The following is a 7,725-nucleotide window of genomic DNA, read 5'->3' on the forward strand; positions in this document are numbered from 1 at the left end:
GTTAGGCTGTTTTGTGTAGCCATTGGCCCACCAATTGCCGATTGGCTGCGAAGGCGGGAATCAACAGCAAGAGGGCAAGCAATCCGCAGGCGGGGAATCCCCAGATGCCGCCAGCAATGTCCATGACCCCGCCGACGAAGAGGCTACCCACCGGGGTGGTGCCCTGATTCAGCAGCACGTAAACACTCATGATGCGGCCGCGCAGGTGGTTCGGGATGTCGAATTGGAAGGAGGCGTTAGACTGGTTGAGGAAGATCATGTTGCAAAAGCCAATCAGCACCATCATCGCCATGGCCAGGTCGTAGTTGCGTACCGCCAGCATGATTGCTTGCAGGGCGGCTGTGCCCACCGCCACCAGCACGTAGATGTTGCGCTGCAAACCAAAGCGCGAGAGGTAACTCATCAAAAAGGCGGCAATGAGCGAGCCAATCCCGGTTGCGGAGAGCAGGTTGGCGTAAGTTTGCGCACCTGAGTGCAGCACTTCTTTGGCAAAAATGGGGATGATGACGTTGTTGTTGTAGTTGAGTGTGCACACAATCAGCATCAAAATCGCACTCAGGCGGATTTCAGCATGCTGCCAAACGTAGGCCAAGCCATCCTTAACGTCACTCCAGATGCGTTTCTTGCTGGGTGTGGCCACAACCTTGGTTTGCTTAATCAAAAATAATCCGAGCAGCACCGCCAGGTAGGAGATGGCATCGACTAGGAAGCAGAAACCGACGCTGAACTTGACCATGAGCAGGCCGGCGAGCGATGGCCCGGCGATTTTGGCCAGGTTGAAGATGGTGGAGTTCAGTGAGATGCCGTTCATGAGGTCCTTGTGGCCGACGAGTTCCACCACGAAGGATTGGCGGGTGGGCGTGTCAAAACTCTGGAGCACCCCGTAACCTATCGCAATCAGGAGCACCATCCAGTACTTGACGAGGTGCGTGTAAACAATGGCGGTCATAATGACACCGAGAAACAGGAAACCCGCCTGCGTAATTAGGAGGATACGCCGCTTGGGATAACGGTCAATGAGGGTGCCGGCAACTAAGGTGAACGCCAGAATCGGCGCAAATTGGCAGGCCGATAGCAGGCCGACCAGAAAAGCCGATTTGGTCATCTGGTATACCAGCCAGGTTTGCGCGGTGCGCTGCACCCAGGTACCCATAACGGATACACATTGCCCAATCCAGAAATAACGGAAATTGGGGGAGCGGAGGGAAGAGAAAGTTCTTGCAAAAACGTTCAAGATTAGTCGCCACTTTTGTATGCAGAATTGAAGTTAAATCACATGAAGATACCCTAACGATAGAACTATACTGTGACCGGCGCAAGCTTACCGAAAATAAGAAACAAGCCGCGTTTACCAAATTGGGATAAGGCCGGCTTTAATTAAGTTTTTAGTGACAAGTGCACTTTTGCAAAAATCTTGAAAATTTGCTCATTACATCACGAGTTAGCACTCTTCATAAGAGTTTGCTAAGAAAGTGTGCTGTTGAACCGTTTTGGGACTACAATGTACCTGTAAACAAAAGAAATCCATGGAGGTAAACGATTATGGCAGCAGATGAGATTGAAAAGACTCATGTTATTGACGAGCCGATGAACAAGGTGTTCGATTGGAGCGACGATGAGACGGTCGTTCGTGACGCACTATGGGACCACTACATGGAAGCCAACAACCACAACACTGACAAGACGGTTGTGGACATGAAGCCAGTTATCGATATGTCCGATGACGACGCTAAGGCTTTGGCAGAGAAGCTGCTCAAGAAGTAGTTTCCTGCTCAAATCAATCAGCAAAGACAGGTTCGCTGAATTCAGTTAAACTGAACTTAGCGAACCTATTTTTGTGATCGGAGAAAACGCGCATGATTAAAGCAATCAATAAAGACCAAATGCTGCTCGCGCAAACAGCGCAAGTAGCGACCAAACAGGACGCGCAGGTGGGTCAAGACCTGCTGGACACGCTGGCGGCGAACGCTGACCGTTGCGTGGGGATGGCCGCCAACATGATTGGGGTACCGAAGCACATCGTTGTTGTGTCTATGGGGCCGTTCAACGTGTTGATGTATAATGCCCAGATTGTGAGCCGCAAGGGGGCGTATGACGCGATGGAGGGTTGCCTGTCACTGACGGGTGAACGTCCCGCCAAACGCTGGCGGCAGATTACCGTGACCTATCAGGATGCCAATTTTAAGCCGCAGCGGGCCGAGTTCAGCGGCTTTACGGCGCAGATTATTCAGCATGAACTGGATCATTGTGCGGGGATTATTATTTAAGGGCAAGCAAAAGGCGACTGAAGTGACAGTCGCCTTTTGTTTACTAGTAAATGAAACCGCCCCCAAGCACGAATGCCGGCATTTTTCAAGTCTTGCAAGCGCTTCCTTAATTAACTACACTGGAATCAAGAAAGAAACCGCACAAAGCGGAGGAATCGCGTTTTGACACAGCCTCCTGCTTAAAAAATGACGGCGGCAAGGAGGTAGCACAATGATTGGTGCAGAAGTTAAAACTGCTGGCGTCAAGAGCGCCAGATTCAAAGATGTGAACGCAATTATGCAGGCACCGCCGCTGGCGCTGACGAGTGGCCTGAACGACATGGCCCTCGACAATCCGTTCCTGAAAGTCACGGATCCAGCCATCGTGCGGACCGGCGCTGCGGACATGAGTGAGGACTGGATGAGCGCCAAGAACGGCGAACGCCAGACGCTAGACGATTACCTGCTCGAGCAGATTTATCTGGAATTCAAGGACGTGCCGTTGCGGCGCGTGCTAATTGAGCTGGTCTCTTACCTTGATGAGGACGGCTATCTGCGCACCCCGCTCAAGGATATTGAGCGCGAGCAAGGTTGCAGCCACCAGACGGCAGAAGATGCGCTGGCCATTTTGCAGATGCTCAGCCCAACTGGGGTGGGCGCGCGTGACTTGCGCGAATGCCTGCTTTTGCAACTGGATGCTGAAGACAAGCAGGAACCACTGGTGCGGCGTGTCGTGAGCCGCGGCCTCAAGCTGGTGGCTGCCAACGACATTCAAGGCATCTGCGCTGAATTCGAGGTGACGCCGGATCAGGCTGTCGACGCCATCGCCCACATCAAGCGCTTGTCGCCGGCACCGGGTAGCTACTACGCCCAGCCGCGGCCACGGGTTGCCGTACCCGAAGTTGAAGTGACCATTGAGGAAGGTCTGCCGGTCGCCCGCATCATGCGCGAGAGCCGGGTCAAAATTGATTTTGACGAGGACTACTATGCCGACATGTTGAAACAGCGCGATGGCGGGCTGCGCCGCTTCATCGCCCAGCAGCGCCGGGATTATGACTGGCTCGACTTCAACCTGAAGAAGCGCTACGAAGTGTTGCTGGCGGTGAGCGAGTTCATCACCAGTGCGCAGGCGGACTACTTCCTGGGTGGCGAAATGAAGCCGCTGCTGGTGCGCGAAGCCGTGAGTGCCACGCACCTGACGGCGGGCAGTGTTAACCGGATGATTAACGGCCACTACCTGCAGTGGCAGGGCAAACCGATTGAACTACGTAAGTTCTTCAGCTACCGTGCCGATAAATAGCAGACGTATCCCCCCGATACAAAATTCGAAATGAGAAGACAAAAACACCCACTAGGGGCCGTTGGGCGCACCTAGTGGGTGTTTTGTTGTGCTGATGATCAAGTAGGAACATACCTGATTTAATTTTCAGACTTCATCTTTAGTGTCATCGCGTTCAAGGCGACCCCAACGGTGGATAGTGACATGATAATCGCGCCGACTGCGGGGCTCAAAATGATGCCGATGCCGGCAAGAACACCGGCGGCGAGGGGGATGGCAACGATGTTATAGCCGGCACCCCACCAGAGGTTTTGCACCATTTTGCGGTTGGTCGCCTTGGCGAGGTTGAGGAAGTTCAGAATGTCTTGCGGATTGCTGCGGACCAAGATGACGTCAGCAGATTCAATCGCGACATCTGTTCCGGCCCCAATGGCGACCCCAATGTCAGCACGCGCCAGACTCGGTGCGTCGTTTACCCCGTCACCGACCATCATCACGTGGTGGCCCTGGCTTTGGTACTCGCGCACAATGCGTTCCTTGTCTTCAGGTTTAAGTTCGGCGTGCACGGTGATGTCGCCCAATTGGGCAGCAACGGCGCGGGCGGCCGGTTCGTTGTCCCCCGTCAGCATGACGGGCTGGATGTGCAGCTGGTGCAGGGCGCTAATGAGACCAGCGGCTTCTGGTTTAATTTGATCACCTTGGGCAGCGAGTCCGAGCACCTTTTGTTCGCTCACAAGGTAGCTGACCGAATTGCCGGCCGCGGCCAGTTGCTGAAACTGGTCTTCGTCGTAATGAAGCTGTTTTTGTCGCAGGTAACTGGCGGTGACCACCGCATAATCGCGGCCGTCAACCTGCCCTGTCAGCCCAACGCCTTGAACGGTTTGGACGTTGCTGGCGGCTGGTGCTGATAAGTTCTTGGCACTAGCAGCCGTCAAAATGCCGGTTGCCAGTGGGTGGCTGGAGTTTGCTTCCAGCTGGGCGAATAAGGTCAAAACGGCATTTTCACTGAGCTGGGGGTCAAAACTGCGCACTGCGTTGACCTTGAAGACCCCTTCAGTCAGGGTACCGGTCTTGTCCATCAAGACGGTGTCCAAGTGCTTGACGCTCTCGATGGCGCGGTGGTCGCGAATCAGCAGGCCGTGGGTTGCGGCCAGGGAGGTACTGCGTGAAACAACCAGCGGAATAGCTAGTCCTAAGGCGTGCGGGCAAGCAATCACGAGAACTGTCACCAGACGGTTGAGAGCCACGTCCATGTCGGCAACGGCTAGCCAAACGAAGAAGGCGATGATGCCGACAGACAAGGCGGCGTAGAACAACCACTTCGCAACGCGGTCCGCCATCGTTTCGGCACGTGATTTTTCAGCTTGCGCCTGACTGACGAGTTTCCCGACTTGAGCTAAAAAGCCGTCCTCGCCAGTACCCGTAACTTGCACGGTCAGCGTCCCGTTGCCGTTCACGGAACCACCGATGACGTGGCTCCCGGCATTTTTGGTGACGGCTTTGGATTCACCCGTGACCAAGGCTTCGTTAACGGCACTACTACCGGACAGAACGTCTCCATCGGCGGGAATTTTTTCACCGGCGCGAATCAGCACCGTCTGGCCGGCACTTAACTGCGCTAGTGGCACGTCCTGCGTGTCCCCAGCGGCGTTCAGCACGTGCGCTTCACCTGGCAGTAGGGCTGCCATCTTTTCCAGCGCGTTCCCGGCGTTCATTGTGGCGGACATTTCAATCCAGTGTCCCAGCAGCATGATGACAATCAAGCTGGCCAGTTCCCAGAAGAAGTCCATGACGTGCGCCCCGCCTAAGAAGTGGTTATTGACGAATGCATACAGACTGTAAATGTACGCAACGCCAATCCCCATGGTAATCAGGGTCATCATGGCGGGGTTCTTCGCCTTCAGTTCGGACTTAGCGCCACTGAAGAAAGGTTGGCCGCCCCAGAAGAAGAGGAAGGAGGCCAGAATCAGTACCACCCAGTCTGAACCTGGGAAGGTGAACTGAAACGGCAGGTCGATGCCCATGAAGGGGGACAAAATGAAGATGGGGAGGGCTGCAACCAGCGATACCCAGAATTTGCGTTTGAAATTACCCATGTGATCCATATGGTCCATGCCGGCCATGTCGTGGTCCATGTTGCCATGGTCCATCTGATTATGGTCCATGTGCATGTCGTGCCCTGACATGTTGTGTTCGTTGTCCATTGTTGTTCCTCCTGCAAGAAAATGATTGCTGCTCGTTTACGTCTGTAAACCTACAATTGCAGTTTAGCATATCGTTTACAGTTGTCAACGTAAATGCTAAATTTTTTTTGCGAGCGCAGTCTCTTTATGGGTCAGCAGCTGCTGCGGAGCGGATGCGAAAAGCGCCGCGCGGAGCTGCGAAAATTACCGATTAATGCATAGGAGCACCTAACTAAATAAAAAAGTGTCGTATCTGAATTTTTCATAGTAATCCCTTAGATACGGCGCTACTGTACGTGTTTCTAGGTGTTAAATTATATGGTGTCATGAAAATTAGCGGTTTAGGATACCCGAAATATCTTGTATAATGACGGTGGCAAAAGTGCCGACTTCAACTAAAGGAGGGTTGCGAATAGGAAACGGAAAGATAATACCGATTCGGTAGTTTGGAGATGTGTGTAGGATGGATGTTATGAACCCAGAGACGGTACGCTTACGTGCCGTGGACGAAGCAATTATCGATAAATTTACTACGCTGAGTGTGCGCATGGCGGAAGTGAATGACCGCGTGCAACTCAGCAAGACCATGTCAACAGTCACTAAGGGTCAGGGCCGCGTCCTCAGCGTCGTTGCCCTGCACCCGCAGATTACCCAGAAAGAGCTCGTTGACCTGCTGCACATTCGGGCAGCTTCAGTATCCGAATTGCTCAGCAAGCTACTGAGTAAAGGTCTAGTGCGGCGGCGCACCAGTCGCCGTGATCGTCGCAAAATGATGATTTCGCTCACGCCAGCAGGGGAGTGCGAACTAAAACGCTACAAACTGCTCGGCGCGGCCATGCTTGCAGATTTGACAGAAGAAGAACGGGTCCAACTGGACCTCATCATCGGTAAGTTGATTTCCTCTGTTAAGTTAAGAAGCACGGTGCCAGTATAAGCAAAAAAGACCGCATCCGCTTGGTGCGGTCTTTTGCTTGCTGAAAATTGACACGATTAGTCAGAATAATTAGAATAATATAAGAAAATTAATTCAAAACGTGCGGTAGATACTTTTTCCGCGGGAAGCGCTCGTACGTGCGTGTTAGGTGTGAAGCTGATAACGCACAGACGGAGCTTTTTTATTTTGAGGAAGTAGGGAGCGCAGCATGTTAGCAGTTTACTTAAAGGGCCTGCTCATCAGTATTGCCCTCGTGTCCTCAATCGGGATGCAAAATTTATTCGTCTTCAACAACGCGCTGGGCAACCGGCTGCCGCGAGCCATGCTGTATGCCCTGTTTGTGTGGGCAGCCGACCTAGTGCTCACCGTGGCGGCATTCTTGGGCCTGGGCACCTTGATTAGTGCCAACGATACCGTGCGCTTAATTGTGATGTTCATTGGCGGCATCATCGTCATTTGGATCGGGATTGGCACAATTCGCAGTGCGAATGCCAGCACGCTTGGTGGCGCGCAGGCTAGTACCACTAAGCAGGCGCTAACTGGGGCCATCGTCGTGACTTTTGCCAATCCACAGGCCATTATCGACACCGGCCTGATGCTGGGTGCCATGCGTGGTTCCTTACCGACTGGGGATGTCGCACCGTTCTTGCTCGGTGTTCTGAGTGCAACGGCAATCTGGTTCTTCGGGATTTCGCTTGTGCTCAGCTTGTTGCGCAGCCGTTTGCCGAAGAAGCTCATGCTGTGGGTCAACATCATTTCCGGCGTCATTGTGACTGGGTACGGGGTCAGCTTGCTGTACCAGGTTATCCGTGCCGTTGTTTGACCTTGTCATTGTTCGTCAGCGCAAGGATGCGCTTTGCACTTTAAGCCGTTTTCATACCGCCGCAAGGCGGTGGAGTCGGCAACTCCGGTAGGAGCACGCTTGGGCTTCGCTCCGCGGGAACTGCGTCGGCGGGGACCGTTCAGGCCTCCGTTGGAGTCCTTCACTGGCAGAATTGCCGCAAAATTGTAGTGAACCCCAAAACTTGGACAACAAATCCAAGTTCGGGGGTTTCTATATGATCAAATATGATTTAGATTTCA

7 protein-coding genes are annotated in these 7,725 nt (G+C 53.3%); 5 read left to right on the top strand and 2 right to left on the bottom strand.

Translation table 11 applies throughout. From position 1 onward, the window contains the following. Position 1 precedes the first annotated feature (1 nt). Positions 2 to 1,234 carry an MFS transporter gene (locus EKM97_RS08575; RefSeq protein WP_125571990.1) on the bottom strand — a complete coding sequence of 411 codons (1,233 nt, stop codon included), beginning with the start codon at positions 1,232 to 1,234 and terminating at the stop codon, positions 2 to 4. Between the two features lie 308 nt (positions 1,235 to 1,542). Here EKM97_RS08575 and EKM97_RS08580 point away from each other — a divergent pair, with 308 nt between their 5' ends. The 3 genes from EKM97_RS08580 to EKM97_RS08590 all read left to right on the top strand — a co-directional run bounded on the left by EKM97_RS08580 (position 1,543) and on the right by EKM97_RS08590 (position 3,546). Further along, positions 1,543 to 1,764 (top strand): P8 family protein, encoded by a 222-nt coding sequence (locus tag EKM97_RS08580; protein ID WP_125571991.1) that lies wholly within the window; start codon positions 1,543 to 1,545, stop codon positions 1,762 to 1,764. Between the two features lie 92 nt (positions 1,765 to 1,856). Next, entirely contained in the window at positions 1,857 to 2,267 is a 411-nt protein-coding gene (locus EKM97_RS08585) for a peptide deformylase (RefSeq protein ID WP_125571992.1), read from the top strand. A gap of 211 nt (positions 2,268 to 2,478) precedes the next feature. Beyond that, positions 2,479 to 3,546, top strand: coding sequence for an RNA polymerase factor sigma-54 (locus tag EKM97_RS08590; protein WP_125571993.1), 1,068 nt, complete (start codon positions 2,479 to 2,481; stop codon positions 3,544 to 3,546). Between the two features lie 119 nt (positions 3,547 to 3,665). Here the strand turns inward: EKM97_RS08590 and EKM97_RS08595 are convergent, their stop codons facing one another. Beyond that, a complete protein-coding gene (locus EKM97_RS08595; protein ID WP_225419251.1) occupies positions 3,666 to 5,729 on the bottom strand; it encodes a heavy metal translocating P-type ATPase in 2,064 nt (687 codons plus the stop codon). Between the two features lie 442 nt (positions 5,730 to 6,171). On the opposite strand from EKM97_RS08595, the gene EKM97_RS08600 reads away from it, so the two are divergent. Both EKM97_RS08600 and EKM97_RS08605 read left to right on the top strand, forming a co-directional pair. Beyond that, positions 6,172 to 6,642, top strand: a complete 471-nt coding sequence (locus EKM97_RS08600; protein WP_125571994.1) for a MarR family winged helix-turn-helix transcriptional regulator — start codon at positions 6,172 to 6,174, stop codon at positions 6,640 to 6,642. 208 nt (positions 6,643 to 6,850) lie between these two features. Then, positions 6,851 to 7,465, top strand: a complete 615-nt coding sequence (locus EKM97_RS08605; RefSeq protein WP_125571995.1) for a LysE/ArgO family amino acid transporter — start codon at positions 6,851 to 6,853, stop codon at positions 7,463 to 7,465. Positions 7,466 to 7,725 lie beyond the last annotated feature (260 nt).

Source organism: Lacticaseibacillus songhuajiangensis (assembly GCF_003946025.1).
In the GTDB taxonomy this organism is placed as follows: Bacteria; Bacillota; Bacilli; order Lactobacillales; family Lactobacillaceae; genus Lacticaseibacillus; species Lacticaseibacillus songhuajiangensis.